A 20,291-nucleotide genomic window follows, 5' to 3' on the forward strand; every position below is an offset into this window, starting at 1 on the left:
GTGATCAATCAGGCTACAGTAACAGGTCAAGATCCAAATGGAGATGATGTGGTTGATGTTTCTGATGATCCTACCAATACAACAGATGTTGATACCGATGGTGATGGAGATGCAGAGGATGAAACCATCACCGCAATAACCTCAGATGAATCAGTAACTGTTTATACGGGAATTAGTCCAAATGGTGACGGGATAAACGACTCCTTGATCATTAGAGGTATCGAGAATCTAGAAAATACCTTAGAGATTTATAATAGATGGGGAGTTATTGTTTTTAGTTCCAGAAATTATGGAAGTAATGATAATTTATTTAGAGGTTTTTCTAACGGTAGAGCTACCATACAAGAAGATAAGCAGCTTCCGGTAGGTACCTATTATTATTTCTTAGAATATACGTTAGAAACGGGAGAAAAGAAAAATAAAACAGGTTTCCTGTATATAAATAGATAAATAATTGATCCGAACACAAATCGTCTATAATCAGGGCTCTTATGATCATTCTTTAAAAATTTAAATAAATGAGAAAAATATTTATACTATTCCTATCCTTTCTTTTGTGGTTTGGTTTTTTTAATAATATCCAAGCACAGCAAGATGCTCAATATACCCAGTATATGTATAATACGATAAGCGTAAATCCTGCATATGCGGGTAGCCGAGGTGTTATGAGTATTATGGGGTTGCATCGTAGTCAATGGGTTGGATTGGATGGAGCTCCAAGAACACAAACCTTAACGTTAAACACTCCAATAGGAGATAATAATCGAGTTGGGTTAGGGTTCTCTATCGTAAATGATGAAATTGGACCTACAGATGAAACCTACTTTGATATTGATTTCTCCTATACGATTCCTACTTCGGACACAGGAAAGTTAAGCTTCGGATTAAAAGCGGGAGGGCATTTACTAAATGTAGATTTCCAAAGATTGTCACAGTTCGAAATTAATGATCCGAATTTTGAGAATAATATCGATAATAAATTTAGTCCAAATGTAGGTGTTGGAATCTACTATCATACAGATAAGTTTTATGCTGGATTGAGTGCTCCTAATTTATTAGAGACAAATCATTTCGACGAAGATGCTACAGTAAATAGTAATGATTCATCAACATTTATTGCAGAAGAACGTATTAATTATTATTTGATAACAGGATACGTTTTTGAGCTAAATGATAATCTAAAATTTAAACCAGCATTATTATCTAAATTAGTATTTGGAGCTCCTTTACAGGTAGATCTATCTGCTAATTTTTTGTTATATGATAAATTAACACTAGGAGCAGCTTATAGATGGAGTGCAGCTTTTAGTGCCATGGCTGGTTTCCAGATTTCAGATTCTTTAATGATTGGATTTGCATATGATAGAGAAACTACCGAATTAGGAAGAACACAATTTAATGATGGAAGTTATGAAGTAATGCTACGTTTTGAATTGTTTAGAAAATATAACAGAATGCTAACTCCTAGATTCTTTTAACCAATAAGATTGTTATGAAAGTTATAAAAACCCTTATAAGTCTATCTTTATGTGTTATTGTATTTGGAGGAATAGAAGCACAGGAAAAAAGACTGGCAAGAGCAGATGAGACTTTTGCTAAATATGCCTTCGTAGATGCTAGAAAAATATATTTAGATGTAGCTGAAAAAGGATACACTTCTTCGGATTTGTATAAGAAAATTGGCGATTCATATTATTTCAATGGCGAATTAGAAAAGTCTATTGATTGGTATGAAAAACTAATGAAGGAGTATTCGGATGATATGGATGTGGAATATTTATTCAGATATTCACAAAGTCTCAAAAGCATAAAGCGTTATGATGATGCCGATGCTATCATGGAAATTTTTTATAAGAAAACAAATACCGATAAAAGAGCCGTTTATTTTGTGAGTACACGAGATTATTTGAGATTTATCGAGATGCAATCTGGAAAATTCACACTCAAAAAAATAGATATTAATTCAAGCGCTTCTGATTATGCTCCAAGTTTTGATAATAGAGGCAATCTTGTATTTGCATCCTCTCGAAGTCAATATAGTTCCATGTCTAAAATAATTCACGAATGGAACGAAATGCCTTTTTTAGATCTTTTTATTTCAGAAGTTGTAGAACCTGATAACGAATTAACTCAACCAAAAAAAATAAAAGGTAAAATAAATACTAAGTTTCATGAATCTTCTACTTCTTTTAGTCCAGATGGACAAACAGTATATTTTACGAGAAATAATTATACGAAAAGAAAAATAGGTTCTGATACAACAGGAACAGTGTTGTTAAAGTTATATAGAGCAACCTTAGAAGGTGATAAGTGGAAGAATATAGAGGAATTACCATTTAATGGTGAGGAGTATTCTGTAGCGCATCCAGCTCTTACTAAAGATGGGAAACAATTATACTTTGCTAGTGATATGCCTGGTACCAAAGGTATGTCTGATCTATATAAGGTAGATGTGTTACCTGATGGAACCTTTGGTACTCCAGTCAATCTCGGAGATAAAATAAATACCGAAGGAAGAGAAACTTTTCCTTATATAAGTGATACAGGAAGACTATATTTTGCAAGCGACGGCCATGTAGGGTTGGGAGGTTTAGATATTTTTGTTACGGTTCCAGAAGAAGAAGGTTTTTCAATTCCTTATAATATAGGAAGACCAGTAAATAGTCCGGATGATGATTTTAGTTTTGTATTAAATGAAATGACCAAAATAGGTTTCTTTGCAAGCAATAGAGAAGGAGGAAAAGGAAATGATGATATTTATAGTTTTAAACAAATAGAAGAGTTAATTACCAGTTGTAGACAGTACGTGTCGGGTGTTGTAACAGATGCCGAATCTGGAGTTATTTTGTCAGAAGCCGATGTGCTTTTACTAGATGAAGACGGAAATGAAATATCCAGAGTAGCAAGTGATGCTAGCGGGGTATATAATTTTGAATTGGAGTGTGAAAAATCATATGTTATTAGGGCGCTTAAAAACAGCTACAACCCATCAGAAAAACTTTTAGAGACCAATACTGCATTAGAGTACACTCATGATGTACCTCTGCAATTGTCTAAAGGAGGATTACAAGAACAAGAAGTGAAACCTGGAGATGATTTAGCTAAAATATTAGACTTGCAAATAATTTATTTTGACTTAGATAAATCTTTCATTCGTCCAGATGCGGAGATAGAACTTCAAAAAATTATTGCCACCATGAAACAATATCCAGAGATAAAAATAGATGTTAGATCACATACAGATAGTCGAGCTCCAGATAGTTATAATATGGCATTGAGTGATCGTCGTGCAAAAAGTACTATAAAGTATATTGTAGAAAAAGGAGGGATTGATAAATCCAGACTTACTGGACGTGGATATGGAGAATCAGCTTTGGTAAATAGATGTGATAATAATGCGCAATGTAGTGAAGCTGAACATCAGAAAAATAGAAGAAGTGAGTTTATTTTACAAAAATAAAATTGAGGCAAGTCAAAACTTGTAGTAGCTAAAAACATCCAAATGAATTGAAAATTAAGTGATTTGTTAATAGGAGCTGATGTAATTTCTAAAAAGGATTGTTTTTTTATTTTTATATGACGATGGGAATAAAAACGTTAAGCAAAATTTTCGTACAAGACTTTTGTGATCTTATATTAGTATAGACCTCTCTATGCGAATGGGTAACGTAAGAGAGGTCTTCCTTATGAAGGAAATAGTTTGATGATCTTTAAGACCATTTTCATTTATAAATTATCAATCTTTTATATTTTAGCACTCTTATGGTAGATATTCAACTATTAGAGTACTTAGAATCTTTTCTTACTCCACGACGTCAGAATCTTAACAAAAATATAATTGCACAAAGAACAAACTATTTTTCTGTAGCTGTAGAAGATGTATATCAGTTACATAATACAAGTGCTGTAATAAGAAGCTGCGATGTTTTTGGAATTCAGAATGTTCATGTAATCGAAGAGATAAATGCTAAACGTATTGATAGAGAAATTGCAATGGGTGCGCAAAAATGGGTAGATATCAATAGGTATACTACCACCCGAGAATGTATAAATACCTTGAAGAGTACAGGATATCAGATTGTGGCAACAACTCCTCATGATAGCTCTGTTGAGTTAAAAGACTTTGATATTAGCAAGCAATCAGTATTTTTCTTTGGTCAAGAACAAGAAGGTCTTAGTGATTTAGTACTAGATGAATCGGATGTTAAATTACATATTCCTATGGTTGGTTTTACCGAAAGTCTTAATATTTCAGTTTCTGCGGCGATAATTTTACAGCATGTAACTTCATTATTAAGAAATTCAGATATTCCTTGGCAATTATCGGAAACAGAAAAGATGGAAAAAAGAATGGATTGGGCCAAAAAAGTGATAAAAAGTCACGAAAAAATTATTGCTAGATACAAAGAAGAGCATAAATAACAAATACTAATTGGTTGATTACGAATAATTAAAAATAGTATTCAAATTCTATAATTTTGCTGTTTTTTTATGTCGTAGTTTATGGGTGAAAAAAGGTTTACACGTAAAAGGTTAATGTGCTTAAATCAAACGATTTAAAATTTAATTCCCTATATTTGAGTAACTTAATACTGTTAAGTACCCATAAAACATCTTTGTCATGAGCAAAAAAAAGTCTCCTACCAGCAAAATGAAAGCACTTATAAAACAAGTGAAAACAGGTTTAAAATCTAATAAAACAACCATCAATTATACATCTGAAGTTGTTCACGATATTTTTCATAAAGGAACAACTACTTCGTAACTAACTAATCCATTTTCCAGGTATTTTTTTAATGTAACGATTTTGAAATACCTGGAATAACATTAAGATTAGTCAAAAATTATTTTTTGACTAGAAAGATGTTTTCTGTAAAATAATTATTGAAATCGTAATTTTCTTTTACCAGGATATTTCTGGAATATGATTGATATCTATAATCATTTACTCTTATCTCCCAGTTTCCTTTTGGTAATTGAAGCGCATATAATCCACTCTCAGACACGTCAGTAAATCGTCTGATACCATTTTTGAATACTTCAATAGTAATCGGAGTAGTGATTTTCTGTAAAGTTGTTTTATCCATAATCTGCCCTTTTACATTATAAAAACTTTGTAACACTGGTTCCTTTTTAGAGGTTTTTGTGCCATTCCAGGAATACCAATAAGAAGAGTTATTCCATACCCATTCACCAGAAAAGGAGTTATTAAAATTAGGGTTATTCATTTCAAAACGAATAATACCATTTTTGTTCATTCGATAATTCTCAAAGGTGCCTTCAAAATATTCCTTCCCATTGATATAATGTCTATATCCATAGATGACACCAATATCACTATAATCTCCATAGATAAGCTGTCCTTTTTCCACTAGTCTTAATTCTCCATAGGTAGAATTCCAGGTTCCAGTCCATTTGATATTGGGATAGAGATTGCTTTTTTCTAATACTTCTGTTTCGTTTAGAAAGATTTCATCATCTTCTTTAGAACAGTTAGAAAAAGAAAAGATGATTAAAAATAAGCTTAGTAATTTTAAGAGTTTCATGCCTTTAGTATTTATTTGAATTACGATACTTAGTGTTCAATATATCTAAAGGTTAACGTATTAGTTAATTTAAATTCTTTTGTAGTTGATCTGGATTATAAAATGTAATTTGAAATATATTTCTAAAACTTGAATTATGGTTACTTGGTTTGAAATTCCGGTTACAGATATGAATCGAGCAAAAGCTTTTTATGAAAAAGTTTTCGATATAGAAATTTATCTTGTTGAAATGGATGGTGTTAAAATGGGGTGGTTTCCTAACAAAAATCAGGTAGGTACGGCTACTGGTACGTTGATTCTTTTAGAAGAGGATTATAAGCCTTCTGCTGATGGAGTAGTAGTATATTTTTCTTCAGAAGATGTAGCTAACGAGATTGCTAGAGTTAATGTCTCAGGAGGAAAAGTACTTATAGATAAAAAATTAATATCAAAAGAAAACGGATTTTTTGCCCAATTTATAGATTCTGAAGGGAATCGTATTGCGCTACATTCTCAGAAGTAATACTAATAAGGATTATTATTTCCTGTCCAGAACTTTATATTCCTCGTAGCAATCGCTAATAGCATCAAGGATTTGAAGATCGTTAGCAAATTTTATAAAATCTACTGAGTAATTACAGTTGCGTAAAATTTCATCAATGTCCAAACGTTCTACTTGCAATAACGCCATAAGAGTAGCACGATCAAATTTAGACTCTAAGAGATTTCTTATTTCATCATCTTTCTTCATCTTTCTAAGTTTCCGAAGTTCATTTGATCGTTTACTAAAAATATTATATAGAAAATCTGCAGGGTTAAAAATAGCACCCAGAACCTTATTTACCGCTCCTGGTTGTTTGCTTCCTCCTTCATAACCAGAATTTAATCCCGAAATACTATATCTATAATTGTTGTAAACCGGGATTTTTTTAGCATCAATCTCTAAATAACCAGTTAACTGAACATCCGCCACTACAACTTCTTCTAGAGCTATTCCAAGTTCTGTCATTTTAATTTTAACATCCCCAAATTTTTTCCAGTCATTCGTTACTCTAACTCTAAGCGCTTTGTATCCTATATAGGTAAAATATAAGGTGTCATTAACTTTTGCTTTAATCTCAAAATTTCCTTCTTTGTCAGAGATAGTACCTATTACCTGACTTAAATTTACTACGTGAACATTTTGTAATTTAATATCCGTAGAGGCATTAAGAACTTGTCCGGATACAGTTTCAGGATCAGTTTCCTGAGCATATATTCCAATACTTAAAACAAGTGTTATGTAGAATAAAATTTTTTTCAAAAGCTCCCTTTTTTTAATAATTAATGATCAACTCTATCTAATATGACGGCTGTTCTATACGAACATAACATAAAAATAGGACCAAAAATCATATAGTTTAGTTAATTCATAAAAAAATTACCTTCGATCACTACGTTTTCTTCGATCTCTTCTTCCGTTATTATTTCCTTTATCACTGCTTTTTTGGTCACGTCGATTTCTTCCTTTAGGTTTAAAACCTTCGCTTCTTCTTTTTCCTTTAAAACCTCCTCCATTGTTATCTCTTCTTCGCTTTCCTCTATTTCTACCAGAATCTTTAGAGATCTCTACGTTCACTTTTCTGCCCTCCATTCTAAAATCTTCAAAAACAGCAAGAATCATATCTTGATGTTCAGAATCAGTATTGAAGAATGAAAAACTTTCTTTTACATCTACGCGACTTACGCCATCTCTCCCTAATCCTAAAGTTTCTTTCAGAAAATCTTTTAAAGTCATCCAATCGAAACCATCTTTTTCTCCTACATTAATAAAGTAACGCGTACTACCATCTCTGCCTTTAGAACTGTCTCCACTATCTCTGGATACATTCAGATCCTTTGCCTTCTTGTAATAATTATGGAAGCGAGAGAATTCTACAGAGAAGAATTTTTTTACCAATTCTTCTTTCGAAAAATCTTCTAGTACTTCATTTATAGATGGCAAGTAGCTATCAATTTCGTGATTTATTTCTGATTTTGCAATATCGTTGGCAAGATGAAATAACTGTACTTGGCAAATTTCTTCTCCACTAGGTATTTCTTTTTCTTCAAACTTCTTTTTGATGATGCGTTCTACAGACTTAATTTTCCTAAGTTCACTTTTCGAAACGATTACCATAGAAACACCACTTTTTCCAGCACGACCTGTTCTTCCGCTTCTATGAGTGTAGGTTTCTATTTCATCTGGTAATTGATAATTAATTACATGGGTAACATCATCAACATCAATTCCACGAGCAGCAACATCCGTAGCAACTAACATTTGTATCTGGCGGTTACGAAAACTTTTCATTACCAAATCTCGCTGATTTTGGCTTAAATCACCATGTAATGCAGCAGCATTGTATCCATCTGTAATAAGATTTTCTGCGACTTTTTGAGTGTCTCTTTTGGTTCTACAAAAGATCACTGAAAAAATATCAGGATTTGCATCTGCTAATCTTTTTAAAGCAGCATAACGATCTCTGGAATTTACAACGTAATACTCATGAGATACGTTTTTAGATCCTGTGTTTTTATGTCCAACCGTTATTTCTTTTGGGTGATTCATAAAACGTTTGGCTATAGTAGCTACCTCTTTAGGCATGGTAGCAGAAAATAACCAAGTATTTTTGTCTTCTGGTGTATGCGCAAGAATGGAATTGATATCTTCATAAAACCCCATGTTTAGCATTTCATCTGCCTCATCTAATACGCAATATCCAATATTAGAAATATTAACCATTTTACGGTTAATCATATCTTGCATTCTTCCAGGAGTAGCAACAATTATTTGAGCACCACGCTTGATCTCTTTAGCTTGTTCCTGAATGCTGGCACCACCATAAATGGCAACGGTTCGTAGTCCGTCGCAAAATTTAGCGTAGTTTTTTAACTCGTTTGTAATTTGTAAACAAAGTTCCCGAGTGGGAGATAGGATAAGTCCTTGTGTAATTCTACTGTTTACATCGATTTTTTCAATTAAAGGAAAACCAAATGCTGCAGTTTTTCCTGTTCCTGTTTGCGCTAATGCGACAATATCAGTATCTTCACTAAGCAAAATAGGGATAGCCTTCTCCTGTACTTCACTAGGGGTCTCAAACCCCATTTCATTCACTGCTTTTATTATAGCTTCTCCGAGGCCTAATGCTTCAAATTTATTCATATATCTAAAATAAGCCGCAAAGGTACGGTTTATTATCTGTCTATAATAATAACGGAGTACTTATTCTGATGTGACAAAAATAATGTTTTTGATCACCAAGTAGGAAATCATTTTTTTATTTAATGATCTCTATTTCAAAAAGTTTGTCCCAGTTTTTTCCTGTAACAAATAATTGCTTTGTATCTTTTTTGTAGGCAATACCATTTAATACATCTAAATTTTCATGCTGACTCACTTTTTCCCTTAATCCAGATAAATTAATAACGGCTTCTAACGCTCCGTTTTTAGGATTAATAATAGCAATACCATCTTTTTGCCAGGTATTCGCATAAATTTTTCCGTCAATCCATTCCAATTCGTTAAACTTAGATTTAACCTTATTATGGGTAGTAACTTCGATATATGATTTTTCAGATAAGTCTTTCGGATCTAATACCCAGATTTTTTCGGTACCATCACTTTTGTATATATAAGTTCCATCATTACACAGTCCCCATCCTTCTTTACTTTTATTATAGGTAAACCCTCCCGTTTTATCTAAAGTACTAAGATTGTATATAAAACCTTCTTTGGACTGCCATGTTAATTGATAGATGTTGTCATTAATAATAGTAATACCTTCGGCAAAATATTTTTTGTCAATATCTTTCTTTATCAGTACTTCTCCAGTAGTATAATTTACTTTTCTCAAAGAAGAAAAGCCATTTTTACCAGTACTCTCATAAAGGGTATCTCCTACAAATTCTAATCCTTGGGTAAATGCTGTTTGATCATGAGGGTATTCTGCGATGATCTTATATTTGTATAGCTTAGGAGGTTTATTGTTGTAAAAGGTTAATTTTTTATAAATATCTTCTTCCTTACCTTCAAAATATACAATTGCTTTTAAAAGATGTTTTCCTAGTCTTTCATCATCAATTTTTTCTACTAATAATGTTTTATCAGTAGTAGTTAGTTTAGTGTCTTCAAAAAAGTAAGTAACGGAGTCAATTTCTAACTTTTTAGGATTAAGAATACTGGCTTTTATGGTTTCTCCAAGCTTAAATTTAGATGTATCACCATCAATTTTTATCGAAAATTGTTTTTTTTTCGCATCAGCATTACTTCCACACGCAAAGGTTAAAAAACATAATACTATGATGACGAATAGGTTACGGTTGTTCATGATATTGGAAATATTTAGAGCAAGATATTTATTTTAATTGGGTTTAAAAAATCATTGTTTTATATAGTAAAGATTGTATCTTTGCAGCGGCAAGTCCTACACAACCAGCTCCTGTTGAATCCTCCAGGGCGGGAACGCAGCAAAGGTATACGGTCGTAGCGGTGTGATGTAGGTAGCTTGCCTTTTTTTGTGCGCAAAAGTTACCTTTTCTAAATGTTTTCGTTTATTTCGTTCTTCTAAATTCATAAATCGTAAATCCAGATGTATATTTGCCAATATGAATACAAATCAAAACGCTAAAGTTGTTTTAATAACAGGTGGCTCATCAGGAATTGGAAAATCCATAGGGCAATTTCTTTCGACTAAAGGATATGTTGTTTATGGAACCAGTAGAAACCCTTCCCGTTACAAAGATTTCAATGATTTTCGCTTGTTACAATTAGATGTTGCTGATAAGAATAGTATTGCTACTGCAGTAAATACCATCCAAAAAGAACAAGGACGATTAGATGTTTTGATCAATAATGCAGGTGCAGGGATTACAGGACCTATGGAAGAAATTCCAGAAGAAGAGATCATCAATAATTTTACTACTAATTATTTTGGACCTATAAATGTAGCCAAATCGGTATTACCTATAATGCGAAAACAAAATAGTGGTTTAATTATCAATATTACATCTATCGCTGGATATATGGGATTGCCGTTTAGAGGTGTGTATAGTGCTTCTAAAGCTGCTCTCGAGGTGACTACAGAGGCGTGGCGAATGGAACTAAAAACCTTTAATATCGAAATGACCAATATAGCTCCTGGTGATTTTGCTACAAATATTGCTGCAGGAAGATATCACGCACCTGTAGTTGATGGTTCTCCATACGAAAAAACATACGGAGATTCTCTGAAATTAATGAATGAACACGTAGATGAAGGAATGGATCCGAATGAAATGGCTAAAGCCGTATATAATGTAATTAACACCTCAAAACCCAAAGTGCATTATAAAGTAGGAGCGTTTATGCAAAAGTTTTCTATCGTTTTAAAAAGAGTTTTGCCCGATAAAGTATATGAGAAATTACTTATGAATCATTATAAATTGTAATTTTGCCCGATTCTAAAAAAGAATCATATAGAACTAGAATTTCAACAAATAATCATAAATCTAAACACAACAATATGAAGTTTTTTATTGATACTGCTAACCTTGATCAGATTAAAGAAGCACAAGATCTTGGAGTACTGGATGGAGTAACTACGAACCCATCATTAATGGCGAAAGAAGGTATCACAGGAAAGGATAATATTATAGAACATTACAAAAAAATATGTGATATAGTAACTGGAGACGTAAGTGCCGAGGTGATCTCTACAGATTTTGAAGGTATTGTAAAAGAAGGAGAGGAGTTAGCAAAACTTCATGACCAGATTATTGTGAAAGTACCTATGATCAAAGAAGGAGTAAAAGCAATAAAATATTTCAGTGATAAGGGTATTAAAACTAATTGTACACTAGTATTTTCTGTAGGACAAGCTTTGTTAGCAGCAAAAGCAGGAGCAACATATGTTTCTCCATTTATAGGAAGATTAGATGATATTTCTACAGATGGTCTTAATCTAATCGCAGAAATAAGAATGGTGTATGATAACTATAACTTCGATACACAAATATTAGCAGCTTCTGTTAGACATACAATGCACGTAATTGATTGTGCAAAAATTGGAGCAGATGTAATGACCGGACCTCTTTCATCTATCGAAGGTTTATTAAAACATCCTTTAACTGATATTGGTTTAGCTAAATTCTTAGCAGACTATAAAAAAGGAAACTAGATTTCTAGTATACTATAAATCGATACTTTATAAAAACTGTTCTTTTAATCGAGAACAGTTTTTTGTTTATCAATACTTGCCATTCTGCTATAACTCATTAATTGTTTTTCAAAAAAGGAAGAAAATAGATCAGCATTAGGATTAATTATTTTTCCTTCTTGATTTACCAGAATTACCTTATTAGTATAATGAATTACTAATTCATCTGAAGAACATTTTGGAAACTTAAATTCATATTCATTTTCCAGATTGTAGTTATGTCGTTTAATAGTTTTTAACCAGTTGTCCGTTTGTTCGTCGTCTGTATTAATAGCTATAAAATCGATATCAGGATATACTTTACTTAAGTGAGTGGTTTTTTTATGAGCTTTTACATAATGATCTTTTCTTTCGATAGACCAAAAATAAAGTGCGGTAACCGGTTTTTCGAAAAGCTCAGATAATTTGGTCATTTCACCATTAGAAGATATAAGATCTTGATCCGGAATAATATTGTTGGGTTTTAGCCTTGCTGTTGCTTTTGCTAATTTTTTAAGTTCTTTCTGAAATTTTTTATTACTACTAATTGATAAATAATGATCTAATACTTTCTGAGATGTATAATCATTTTTGTTGTCCAGTATAAAATTGGTAGTAATACCACGTAGTAAGTTATTCTTAATATAAGATTGTTGTATAACACTGTCCACAAGGTCAAGTTTATACATAGTATATTCTACCTTATTTTTAGAAAAAGATTTTTGATTCATATACTTGGTATATGAAGAATTAGTGAAATAATGATTTAAGAATCTATTATAGGAGTATAACCTCATCAAATCATCTTCGTTATAATTTACTAAATCTCTATATTCAAAGAAGTTTTTAGGAATGTCATTGGCGATATTTCTGCTCTTAAGTCTAGAATACTGATACTTATATAAGTACATTTCATACCTAGAAAAGAAGTCATATTCAAAACTAGATTTACATATTTTCGTGGCAAGGTCACTAAGTGGATACTTATCTGTCAGATTGGTGAATCTTTGAAGTCTCAAATCTAATAACGAATCTTGCTCTTTCTTAAATGCTTTTGGTGTTTTGGTATATCTTCTATTCGATAATTGATTTCTTTCATTTTCGTTTTGTAGAAACATATCAATTAAAAAATTATTTTTTCGAGAGCCTTTTCCAGTAAAAACAAGAGATTCATCAAATTCTAGAGTATTCAAACGCATTAAAATGCTGTCACCTTTTTCTAACAGAATTAATTGATATTCTGGATTATGTCTAAAGGAGTAAAGCCCATCCTTAATATTTTCAATCTTGTGAAGAAATCTGTTGTTTTTGTCTAAATAAATTGTGTCCTGATAATCATCACCTTTAAAAAGAACGACATAATCTGTATTAGGATTTACAATCTCTCCGCCTAAGTATACGTGATTGCTTGTAACCTCTTCGGTAGAGTCGCAACTTAATAAACAACAACTAGATAAGCAGATAAAACAAAAATACTTTAGTCTGAAGAAAAACATTTTGGGCGCTATTATTATACTGACAAACATTCAAAAATAAATGGAAAGACTTTTCTGACTTGTTAAGAATACGTTAATTGTGTTAATATTAGGGTATGACGGGATTTTTTTTGGCTCTTCTAAGATTATTATGAATGAAACTAAATGAAAAGTTAAAAAATAAAATATTGTGTCGATTTTTGACACATCATTGTTCTAAGATCGTATATTTAAAAGGTTGATTAAACCAAATCAATATAATCTTTTAAAACATATTATCATCATGAGAAAAATTTTGAAAATCGAGGGAATTAAACAATTAAACAAAAACGCTCAGAAGTCTGTTTTAGGCGGTTTTATTACAGAGTACGTGTCGTCATGTGGTCCAACGTCGGATGGTTTAGCTTGCTTAACTGGTTTCCCACATTGTCCTACAGGTTTCTGTTCGGGAGGAGTTTGCTCGCCTACAACTAACGGGTAAAAAATCCCTGATTTATTTTCTGTATACAAGAACAAATTTCAGAGAAATAAAAAAAAAGCAGTCAAAACTAAAGTTTGACTGCTTTTTTTTATGAAATAAGCTTTAATTATTAAGTTGATCCTCAATGAAGATGATTATGGATGATTCTGATAAACCCTCAAAAAAGTAAATTATAGACTAGATATATTTGCTCTGTCGTTTTAAATTTTAATCATAATGGTTATTAGATCTATTTTGTAATTAATATTGGATCGGAATAGAAAGATAGTTTGTGTTCATTTTCTATTGATTTTTTATTGTAAAATACTATTTAAAATACCTAAGTATTCTTTTAGGGTTTGAATCCATTTTTCTACTTTTGCCGAAAATACAATTTATTATTATGTTATCAGTTTCTAATCTTTCAGTACAATTCGGTAAGCGGGTTTTATTTGATGAAGTAAATACTACCTTTTCTCAGGGTAACTGTTATGGTATTATCGGGGCTAATGGAGCAGGAAAGTCTACATTTCTAAAAATTCTTTCAGGGGTAATTGAACCTACTTCTGGGCATGTACATTTAGAGCCAGGTAAACGAATGTCGGTATTAGAACAGAATCACTATGCTTATGATGAGCATACAGTATTGGAAACTGTCATTATGGGAAATAAAGAATTGTATAAAATCAAGACGGAAATTGATGCATTATATGCTGATTATACCGATGAAAATGCAGAAAAAATTGGAGAGCTTCAAGTGCAGTTTGAAGAAATGAATGGATGGAACGCGGATAGTGATGCTGCCACCATGCTTTCTAATTTAGGTATTAAAGAAGATCTGCATTATACAAGCATGGCGGATCTTGATACAAAACAAAGAGTACGAGTGCTTCTTGCACAGTGTTTGTTTGGTAATCCAGATGTTCTGATAATGGATGAGCCAACGAATGATCTTGATTATGAAACAATTTCGTGGTTAGAAAACTTTTTAGCTAATTATGATAATACGGTGATTGTAGTTTCTCACGACCGTCACTTCTTAGATTCTGTGTGTACTCATATTTCGGATATTGATTTCGGAAAAATTAATAATTATAGTGGTAACTATACTTTCTGGTATGAATCTTCGCAATTAGCAGCAAGACAAAGAGCGCAGCAGAATAAAAAGGCGGAAGAGAAAAAGAAAGAACTTCAGGAATTTATTGCTCGTTTTAGTGCCAATGTTGCAAAATCAAAACAAGCAACTTCTCGTAAGAAAATGATCGAGAAATTAAATATTGAAGACATTAAACCTTCGAGCCGTCGTTATCCAGCAATTATTTTTGAAAGAGATAGAGAAGCAGGAGACCAAATTCTAAATGTAGAAGGATTAGCAGCTAGTATAGAAGGAGAAATATTGTTCAAAGGAGTAGATATCAATCTAGCAAAAGGAGATAAAGTTGTAGTTTTTTCAAAAGATTCTCGAGCAACCACTGCTTTTTATCAGATTTTAAATGACAAACAAAAGGCCGACGATGGTAAATTCTCATGGGGTATTACCACTTCACAATCGTACTTGCCGGCTGATAATAGCGAGTATTTTCAAAATGACCTGAATTTAGTAGATTGGTTACGTCAGTGGGCTACTACCGAAGAGGAACGTGAAGAAGTTTACATTAGAGGATTTCTAGGAAAAATGATTTTTAGTGGAGAAGAGGCTCTAAAAAAATCAAACGTATTGTCGGGAGGAGAAAAGGTAAGATGTATGTTATCTAAAATGATGATGACAAGAGCAAATGTTCTAATGTTAGATGAACCTACAAACCACTTAGATCTGGAATCTATTACTGCTTTTAACAATTCACTAAAGAACTTTAAAGGAACTATATTGTTCACAACCCATGACCATGAGTTTGCACAGACAGTTGCTAATCGAGTGATAGAATTAACACCTAACGGAGTGATAGATCGTTATACTACTTTTGATGAGTATATGAGCGATAAAAAGATCAAGGAATTACGAGAAAAAATGTATGCTGTGAATGTTTAATAAACAGCTTTTTAAAAAAAAATATTCTAGAAAAAACATCTACAAGAAGTAGGTGTTTTTTTGTTATTGGACTAAACCTTCAAACTTTACAAACATATATTCCTTAATGGCAGATTCGAGTGTTTTTTGGTTGTCGTTAAAAAAGGTATGATCTGTAATCAGTTGCATGATAAAGTACTCATCTAGTTTGATCAATAGTTCTGGAGATACGGTTTTAAAGATCTTATTTTCAATACCGAATATGTAAAATTCTTTTAAATCTTTTAGTAAGCCTTGTAAAAAATGTTCTATGATATCCCAAGCACTCGGATAGTGCATCTGTAATTGTTTTAGATAAAAAGGAGAAATATCTTTTACACCTTCTGCCAATATTTTAGCTAAAGCTTCATACTGATAACCTAAACCCATAATTTCAATAGAAATTTCATTTTTGTACGCCTTAAGTTGATCTACACGCACTTGGGTAACATATTCAAAAATTTCTTCTTTGGTTACAAAGTATTGATAAATAGTCGACTTGCTTTTATTCATCAATTTTGCTAGATCATCCATGGTAAGCTCTCCAAGCTCGGTATTCCTAAGTTTAGGCAATAAAGCTTGTGTCCATTGTTCTACTTTTTTGCTCTTATCTTTTCTTTCTCGATGAATTGATTTTCTTCCCATGCTTGGTAATTTGTAAAAATCGAACTATATTTGGTTAAATAGTTCGAAAAAATACATATCTTTTTTCAAACATAACCATTTGACACGTGAAAAATCAAGCAGTTTGGCAAAAATATTCTGGAAAGGTTGCCTGGCCTACGATAATCTTATTCATCTTTCTGTGTTTAGCGTATATGTTGCTTTGGAAATTTTATAGCAATGGGTTTTCACCAATTTGGACTTCTACTATTGGTGCTGTAATAGCTTACGGAATGTTTACTATAGCGCATGAAGCGAGTCATGGTAATATAGCAGGTGGTGTTTCCTCTTTTGAAAAAATAGAACAGATACTGGGATGGATCTCTAGTTTTTTCTTATTATTTCCATTTTCTGCATTCGTAGTAATTCATTTGAGACATCATGCCCATACCAATGATCCAGAACATGATCCTGATCATTATGTAAATGGTAGTAATCCATTTTCTATATTTTTTAGATGCCTTACATTAATTGGTCATTATTTTGGTTTTACCTTCGGGAAAAATAGTATAAAGAATACCGCTATGCGAAATATCAAAAATCAGTCTTTAGTGTTTTTGATTTTTATAGTAAGTCTTATTAGTACACTAATTGCGATGGGATATGGAAGTGCGTTGTTTTTTGTTTTCATTTTATCTGCACTGATTGCAGCCCCAATATTGGCATTTTCTTTTGATTGGCTGCCACATTATCCTCATAATAATCTTGGTAAGTATCACAATACACGAATTGTAACGATTCCAGGATTAGAATTGGTGTCATTATATCAGAGTTATCATTTGATTCATCATTTATATCCTAGAGTTCCCTTCTATAATTATAAAAGTTGTTTTAAAGATGTGGAGTCACAACTTTTTGAAAAAAAATCAATTATAGAAGGTTTTAGAAATAAGGATTTAGCTCTGTTAGATAAGAAAAATACGTATGAAGATATCATATCCGGAAGTACTTGGAATTACGTGCTTGAAGTTGAAAATGTGTTTCATGAAACCAAAGATGCAGTTAAAATAGTTTTCAAGAATCTAGACCAAATACCTTTTTCTTTTTTGCCAGGACAATATGTTGTAATATCGGATTATGTGAGCGATCAATTAATAAGTAGGTGTTACTCGATATGTGAAGATCCGATTACTGGAAAACTAAGTGTGGTCGTTAAAAAAGTTCCTAAGGGGAAGCTATCTAATCATTTAGTAAACCATATGAAGAGTCATAAAAAGTTGAGAGTTTCTGGTCCTTTCGGTAGATTTTTATTACCAGAAGTATTGGACAAGTCATTTCTCTTTATCGCTGGAGGAAGTGGAATTACTCCAATCATATCAATGATAAAATATGTACTAAGAACATCTAAAAACGAAGTGAAACTATTGTATGGTAACAAAAGTAATGAAGATATTATTTTCGCTAATGAACTACAAGAGCTATCGTCTTTATATCCTAATCGATTTACCTGTATAAAAAGTTTACAGCTTTTAGATAAGGAAACACAGCAAGGTTACTTGCTAGAAACATTAACGGATACTTATTGTTATGTTTGTGGTCCAGCGCCTATGATGGAAGCATCAAAAGAAGTATTAACAGCATTAGGGGTGAACAAAAAGTTGATTCATTTCGAAGAATTTTCTCAAAATATTGAGAAACTATCTGGAAAGACTCAAAGCATCTCAGTAGAAGGAAGAGATCAAAGTTTTATATACGAAGGAGATCAATCCGAAAGTATTTTAGAATCCGCATTACGAAATGAGCAACAGCTTCCTTATGCCTGTAAAAAAGGAGACTGTGGAACCTGCAAAGTACAATTATTACAAGGCCAAGTGCAGTGGAAACCGTATCAGGATATGGTATTACTAGACAATGAAATAGATCAAGGATATATTCTTACTTGTATGTGTACACCAGAAACCGATCTAAAATTAAAATTATGAATATCGAACAGGAATACGATTATATAATTATAGGAAGCGGTTTTGGTGGGTCTGTAAGTGCGTTAAGACTAACCGAAAAAGGTTATAAAGTTTTAGTAATAGAAAAGGGCAAATGGTATCGTCCTGAAGATTTTCCAAAAACAAACTGGAATCTTAAAAAATGGTTGTGGGTGCCTTTTTTAAAATGGTTCGGAATCATGAAAATGTCTTTTTTTAAACATGTAGTAGTAATTTCAGGAACTGGAGTAGGAGGAGGTTCTCTGGTTTATGCAAATACATTACCGGTTCCCAAAAAGGATTTTTTTATTTCCGGAAGTTGGAAAAATCTGGCAGATTGGCAATCCGAACTTGCTCCATTTTATAATATAGCACTAAAAATGCTGGGAGCACAAAAAAATCCCCATTTGTTCGACGGTGACAAAGCTCTTCAAGAATTAGCAACAAGTTTGGATATAAAAAATGATTTTTCTGCAACCGATGTAGCTGTATTTTTTGGCACGCCGAATAAAAAGGTAGCAGATCCATACTTCGATGGAAAAGGCCCAGAAAGAACAGGATGTAATTTTTGTGGAGGTTGTATGACTGGTTGTAGAATTGGTGCTAAAAACACTCTGGATAAAAATTATTTGTATTTGGCACAGCAGCAAGGAGCTCAGATTCTTGCAGAAAATGAAGTGATAGATGTAGTTCCTAACCATGACGAATATACCATTACTTTTAAATCTTCTACAAGATATTTTCCTAGAAAAAAACGTGTGCGTGCTAAAGGAGTTATTTTTTCTGGAGGAGTATTAGGTACTGTAAAACTTCTGCTAAAATTGAAAAAACAATCTTTACCAAGATTATCAGATTACTTGGGAGAGGATATAAGAACAAATAATGAAAGTTTGATAAGTGTTACCAACCTTAACGGCACTAAAGATATGTCTAAAGGTGTGGCAATAGGTTCTATACTTCATACAGATGAGAATAGTCACCTAGAGATCGTAAGGTATGCAAAAGGTTCAGGTTTCTGGCGATTGTCACATTTGCCCTTAACTCATGGTAAGAATACCATAGTAAGAGTGATAAAAATCGTTACAAGTTTTATTAAAAACCCATTATCATATATAAAACTTTATACGGTAAAAGATTGGAGCAAGAGCACAGCAATTTTATTGTTTATGCAAACTTTAGATAGTACCCTGAAATTTAGGCTAAATGCTTTTGGGAAGATGAATACTTCTGTAAATGATGGAGATAAACCAAGCGCATTTATTTCGGAATCTCTGGGGTTAGCAAAACGATATGCCAAAATTACCAAAGGAAAAGAAACTGTTTTTGGATTAGAGCCTTTGGCAGGTATTCCTTCTACAGCACATATATTAGGTGGAGCGGTAATGTCTGATAATCCAAAAAAGGGTGTGATCGATAAGAATAATAAGGTTTTTGGTTATAAAAACATGTATATCTGTGATGGGTCAATGATTTCAGCAAACCCAGGAGTAAATCCATCATTATCGATTACTGCTATAGCAGAGCGGGCAATGAGTAAAATACCGAATAAATCAGATGTGTAAGCTATTGCTTATTATTTTGAAAGTAACGATACAACAGGAAAATACCATATCCTATAAATGAAATAGAAAGTAAAATTCTATAGTTCCATTCCACAGGTGCTGCTTGTAAGTGTTGATATAATCTAAATGTTCCAAATAAGGTTCCAAAAATACCTATGATTAAATCATATTTGTTTTTGGGGGTTCTGTTATTACTTTCTTCCATGGAAGCTAAGATAAACTTTTTTCTATGATAGGAACTGCTTCTTCTACATCCGATTTCTTTACAAAAAGCTGAATGTGATCTGGAATTCCACCACCAAAGCCAGCTGCCATACCTGATTTCATATCATCTCGTGTAATAGAATTTATACCTCCTTCTTGGAGTATATTTTGTAAGAATTGTACGTTAATAAAACTTCCTGTATAGACTCGTTCGTATTCACTATCAAAAAACATAGGTTTTA

Annotated in this window: 19 protein-coding genes and 1 other RNA gene; 12 read left to right on the plus strand and 8 right to left on the minus strand. The window is 32.4% G+C overall.

Translation table 11 applies throughout. The features are described from left to right. The 5 genes from ACWNT5_RS22820 to ACWNT5_RS22840 form a co-directional block, all read left to right on the plus strand. Window positions 1-450, plus strand: a 450-nt coding sequence (locus tag ACWNT5_RS22820) for a gliding motility-associated C-terminal domain-containing protein (protein ID WP_456518661.1), incomplete at its 5' end; no start/stop codon positions are given. A gap of 68 nt (window positions 451-518) precedes the next feature. Further along, window positions 519-1,478 carry a PorP/SprF family type IX secretion system membrane protein gene (locus ACWNT5_RS22825; RefSeq protein ID WP_456518662.1) on the plus strand — a complete coding sequence of 320 codons (960 nt, stop codon included), beginning with the start codon at window positions 519-521 and terminating at the stop codon, window positions 1,476-1,478. Window positions 1,479-1,492: 14 nt separating this feature from the next. Next, complete coding sequence (locus ACWNT5_RS22830; RefSeq protein WP_456518663.1) at window positions 1,493-3,460, plus strand: OmpA family protein; 1,968 nt, start codon at window positions 1,493-1,495, stop codon at window positions 3,458-3,460. A gap of 302 nt (window positions 3,461-3,762) precedes the next feature. Then, window positions 3,763-4,422 carry a TrmH family RNA methyltransferase gene (locus ACWNT5_RS22835; RefSeq protein WP_456518664.1) on the plus strand — a complete coding sequence of 220 codons (660 nt, stop codon included), beginning with the start codon at window positions 3,763-3,765 and terminating at the stop codon, window positions 4,420-4,422. A gap of 199 nt (window positions 4,423-4,621) precedes the next feature. After that, entirely contained in the window at window positions 4,622-4,765 is a 144-nt protein-coding gene (locus ACWNT5_RS22840; protein WP_456518665.1) for a hypothetical protein, read from the plus strand. 79 nt (window positions 4,766-4,844) lie between these two features. On the opposite strand, the gene ACWNT5_RS22845 is transcribed toward ACWNT5_RS22840, so the two are convergent. Beyond that, on the minus strand, window positions 4,845-5,546 hold the full coding sequence (locus ACWNT5_RS22845) for a hypothetical protein (RefSeq protein ID WP_456518666.1): 702 nt from the start codon (window positions 5,544-5,546) through the stop codon (window positions 4,845-4,847). Window positions 5,547-5,682: 136 nt separating this feature from the next. On the opposite strand from ACWNT5_RS22845, the gene ACWNT5_RS22850 reads away from it, so the two are divergent. Next, entirely contained in the window at window positions 5,683-6,048 is a 366-nt protein-coding gene (locus tag ACWNT5_RS22850) for a VOC family protein (protein ID WP_299610355.1), read from the plus strand. Window positions 6,049-6,063: 15 nt separating this feature from the next. Here the strand turns inward: ACWNT5_RS22850 and ACWNT5_RS22855 are convergent, their stop codons facing one another. The 3 genes from ACWNT5_RS22855 to ACWNT5_RS22865 all read right to left on the minus strand — a co-directional run bounded on the left by ACWNT5_RS22855 (window position 6,064) and on the right by ACWNT5_RS22865 (window position 9,874). Beyond that, window positions 6,064-6,828, minus strand: coding sequence for a carboxypeptidase-like regulatory domain-containing protein (locus ACWNT5_RS22855; RefSeq protein ID WP_456518667.1), 765 nt, complete (start codon window positions 6,826-6,828; stop codon window positions 6,064-6,066). Window positions 6,829-6,945: 117 nt separating this feature from the next. Then, complete coding sequence (locus ACWNT5_RS22860; protein ID WP_456518668.1) at window positions 6,946-8,709, minus strand: DEAD/DEAH box helicase; 1,764 nt, start codon at window positions 8,707-8,709, stop codon at window positions 6,946-6,948. A 115-nt stretch (window positions 8,710-8,824) separates the two neighbouring features. Then, window positions 8,825-9,874: a glutaminyl-peptide cyclotransferase gene (locus ACWNT5_RS22865; protein WP_456518669.1), complete on the minus strand. Its 1,050-nt coding sequence runs from the start codon at window positions 9,872-9,874 to the stop codon at window positions 8,825-8,827. Window positions 9,875-9,961: 87 nt separating this feature from the next. Between ACWNT5_RS22865 and ffs the strand changes: the two genes are divergently transcribed. From ffs to fsa, 3 genes are all read left to right on the plus strand, one after another. Continuing rightward, window positions 9,962-10,060, plus strand: an RNA gene (gene ffs, locus ACWNT5_RS22870) — signal recognition particle sRNA small type. A 91-nt stretch (window positions 10,061-10,151) separates the two neighbouring features. Further along, the gene (locus ACWNT5_RS22875; RefSeq protein WP_456518670.1) at window positions 10,152-10,973 is read left to right on the plus strand and encodes an SDR family oxidoreductase; all 822 of its coding nucleotides are present in this window, start codon (window positions 10,152-10,154) and stop codon (window positions 10,971-10,973) included. 74 nt (window positions 10,974-11,047) lie between these two features. After that, a complete protein-coding gene (gene fsa / locus ACWNT5_RS22880) occupies window positions 11,048-11,701 on the plus strand; it encodes a fructose-6-phosphate aldolase (RefSeq protein WP_299610369.1) in 654 nt (217 codons plus the stop codon). A gap of 44 nt (window positions 11,702-11,745) precedes the next feature. On the opposite strand, the gene ACWNT5_RS22885 is transcribed toward fsa, so the two are convergent. Then, window positions 11,746-13,215 carry a TlpA family protein disulfide reductase gene (locus ACWNT5_RS22885; protein ID WP_456518671.1) on the minus strand — a complete coding sequence of 490 codons (1,470 nt, stop codon included), beginning with the start codon at window positions 13,213-13,215 and terminating at the stop codon, window positions 11,746-11,748. A gap of 842 nt (window positions 13,216-14,057) precedes the next feature. On the opposite strand from ACWNT5_RS22885, the gene ACWNT5_RS22890 reads away from it, so the two are divergent. Next, the gene (locus tag ACWNT5_RS22890; protein WP_456518672.1) at window positions 14,058-15,683 is read left to right on the plus strand and encodes an ABC-F family ATP-binding cassette domain-containing protein; all 1,626 of its coding nucleotides are present in this window, start codon (window positions 14,058-14,060) and stop codon (window positions 15,681-15,683) included. A gap of 63 nt (window positions 15,684-15,746) precedes the next feature. Here the strand turns inward: ACWNT5_RS22890 and ACWNT5_RS22895 are convergent, their stop codons facing one another. After that, window positions 15,747-16,346, minus strand: coding sequence for a TetR/AcrR family transcriptional regulator (locus ACWNT5_RS22895; RefSeq protein WP_456518673.1), 600 nt, complete (start codon window positions 16,344-16,346; stop codon window positions 15,747-15,749). An 86-nt stretch (window positions 16,347-16,432) separates the two neighbouring features. On the opposite strand from ACWNT5_RS22895, the gene ACWNT5_RS22900 reads away from it, so the two are divergent. Both ACWNT5_RS22900 and ACWNT5_RS22905 read left to right on the plus strand, forming a co-directional pair. Beyond that, a complete protein-coding gene (locus ACWNT5_RS22900) occupies window positions 16,433-18,286 on the plus strand; it encodes a fatty acid desaturase (protein ID WP_456518674.1) in 1,854 nt (617 codons plus the stop codon). Further along, the gene (locus tag ACWNT5_RS22905; protein ID WP_456518675.1) at window positions 18,283-19,845 is read left to right on the plus strand and encodes a GMC family oxidoreductase; all 1,563 of its coding nucleotides are present in this window, start codon (window positions 18,283-18,285) and stop codon (window positions 19,843-19,845) included. Before ACWNT5_RS22900 ends, ACWNT5_RS22905 begins: the two co-directional genes overlap by 4 nt. A gap of 1 nt (window position 19,846) precedes the next feature. Here the strand turns inward: ACWNT5_RS22905 and ACWNT5_RS22910 are convergent, their stop codons facing one another. Together ACWNT5_RS22910 and ACWNT5_RS22915 are read right to left on the minus strand one after the other, a co-directional pair. Next, on the minus strand, window positions 19,847-20,050 hold the full coding sequence (locus ACWNT5_RS22910) for a hypothetical protein (RefSeq protein WP_456518676.1): 204 nt from the start codon (window positions 20,048-20,050) through the stop codon (window positions 19,847-19,849). Window positions 20,051-20,055: 5 nt separating this feature from the next. Then, window positions 20,056-20,283 carry a putative signal transducing protein gene (locus ACWNT5_RS22915; RefSeq protein WP_299610390.1) on the minus strand — a complete coding sequence of 76 codons (228 nt, stop codon included), beginning with the start codon at window positions 20,281-20,283 and terminating at the stop codon, window positions 20,056-20,058. Window positions 20,284-20,291: the final 8 nt, after the last annotated feature.

The sequence above is a fragment of the Aquimarina sp. 433 genome (assembly GCF_054054605.1).